Source organism: Streptomyces sp. 13-12-16 (assembly GCF_002114215.1).
Lineage (GTDB): Bacteria > Actinomycetota > Actinomycetes > Streptomycetales > Streptomycetaceae > Streptomyces.
The window spans coordinates 1-1,794 of record NZ_NCTE01000896.1; the positions used below are offsets into that span (position 1 = coordinate 1).

The 1,794-nt window shown below is 74.7% G+C and carries 3 protein-coding genes; 2 read left to right on the forward strand and 1 reads right to left on the reverse strand.

Translation table 11 applies throughout. The features are described 5' to 3' along the window. A partial coding sequence (locus B7767_RS31465) for a helix-turn-helix domain-containing protein (protein WP_143652727.1) occupies positions 1–326 on the forward strand: 326 nt, incomplete at its 5' end. A 110-nt stretch (positions 327–436) separates the two neighbouring features. Continuing rightward, positions 437–1,228: a phosphatase gene (locus B7767_RS31470; RefSeq protein ID WP_085575101.1), complete on the forward strand. Its 792-nt coding sequence runs from the start codon at positions 437–439 to the stop codon at positions 1,226–1,228. A gap of 67 nt (positions 1,229–1,295) precedes the next feature. Here the strand turns inward: B7767_RS31470 and B7767_RS31475 are convergent. Further along, positions 1,296–1,794 (reverse strand): DUF4232 domain-containing protein (locus B7767_RS31475; protein ID WP_085575102.1); only part of this gene is annotated, 499 nt, incomplete at its 5' end.

Consider the following 1,794-nt stretch of genomic DNA (forward strand, 5'->3'; position numbering starts at 1 on the left):
CCCGCGCCCTGGCCCGGGCCCGCGCCACCCGCGCCCCGCTGCTCCGGCACGGCGACCGCCCCGCCCTCGCCGACCTCGTCCCGCCGCACGACGCGGACGCCCACGCCCGGTCGCTGCTCGCGCCGATAGCGGCCGCTCCCGCCCTCACCGACACCCTGCGCACCTGGCTCTCCCTGCACGGCAGCTGGGACCGTACGGCGGTGGCGCTGTCCGTGCACCGCAACACCGTGCGGCAGCGCATCGCGCGCTGCGCGGCGCTGCTGGAGGCGGACCTGGACGACCCGGACGTACGGATGGAGCTGTGGTTCGCGCTGCGCCGCACGTGAGCCGTGCGGGCGGCACCGAGTAGCCGTACGGAGTCGTCTGAGTACGTGACGCACGTCCCAGCGCGTGACACCCCAGGGACGCCCACAGTGCGCTGCCTCACAATGGGGGCATGCCGATACCCGGGACACCCAGCCGCGCCGAACTCGTCGAACACCTGGTCGCCACGCGCATCGCGGGCGATGTCGCCACGCCGCGCGAGAACAACCTCTCCCACTACCGCAAACTGGCGAACGGCGACCGCCACTTCTGGCTCGGTCTGGAGCTCGGCGACCGCTGGACCGACGAGCAGGACGTGCTGGCGGTGATGGCGGAGCGGGTCGGCGTCAACGACGACCCCGAGCACCGGTACGGGCAGGACACCATCGACCCGGAGCTGACCGTGGCCGGGCTGGAGCGCATGGCCGGGCGGCTGCGCAAGGCGGCGGACGGGCGGCAGCGGGTGCTGTTCGCGACCGGTCACCCGGGCGGGCTGCTGGACGTGCACCGTGCGACGGCCGCCGCGCTGCGGGCCGTCGGCTGCGAGATCGTGGTCATCCCGGACGGGCTGACCACGGACGAGGGTTACGTGATGCAGTTCGCGGACGTGGCGGTGCTGGAGCACGGCGCCACGCTGTGGCACACCCACTCCGGTGAGCCGATGAAGGCCATCCTGACCGCCCTGGAGCGCGGGGGCCGCCCGCTGCCGGACCTGGTCGTCGCCGACCACGGCTGGGCGGGTGCGGCCGGGCAGTACGGCGTCGACTCCGTCGGTTACGCCGACTGCAACGACCCGGCCCTGTTCGTCGCCGAGGCGGAGGGCACCGTCCAGGTCACGGTCCCCCTCGACGACCACGTCACCAGCCCCCGCCACTACGACCCGATGACGGCGTACCTGCTGGCGGAGGCCGGTCTGGCGCAGTGAGGCCGCCCCCGCCGGCCGGGTGCGGGAGACGCACCCGGCCGGCGGGGGCGGCCGGCGGACGCGGGGGTCAGCTGGTGAACGGGACGGCGTCGGCGCGGTCGGCGTGCCAGTTGGTGGCGATGGGCCGGTCGACCGTGGCGGTGTCGGGGAGGCGGAGCGTGACGGAGTTCTCCTCGTCACCGGCGACCGAGAGGTGGAGCCGGTCGAACTCCACGCCGTCGTTGTTGTCGGTGGACTTGGGGCTGATGCCGGCGTAGGCGGCGGCCGAGCCGCCGAGGACGACGTCGTCGCTGACGCTGTGCTCGGCGGGCGAGACCGCGGTGTCGGGGTGGGAGCCGAAGGAGGCGGAGGGGAACACGCCCTCCAGGTGGCAGACGACGCCGGGCTTGGCCTTGGCGGTGATCAGGTAGTAGCCGCCCGCCTGCGACTCGGACGTGACCTTGAGGTTCAGGTCGCCGGTCGCGCAGGGTCGGGTGGTGGCGCGGCCGCTGTCGGCGGTGGCCGTGGCGGTGGCGGCGCCGCCGAGGGCGAGCGCCGCGACGGCGGCCAGGACGAGGCGGGCGGAG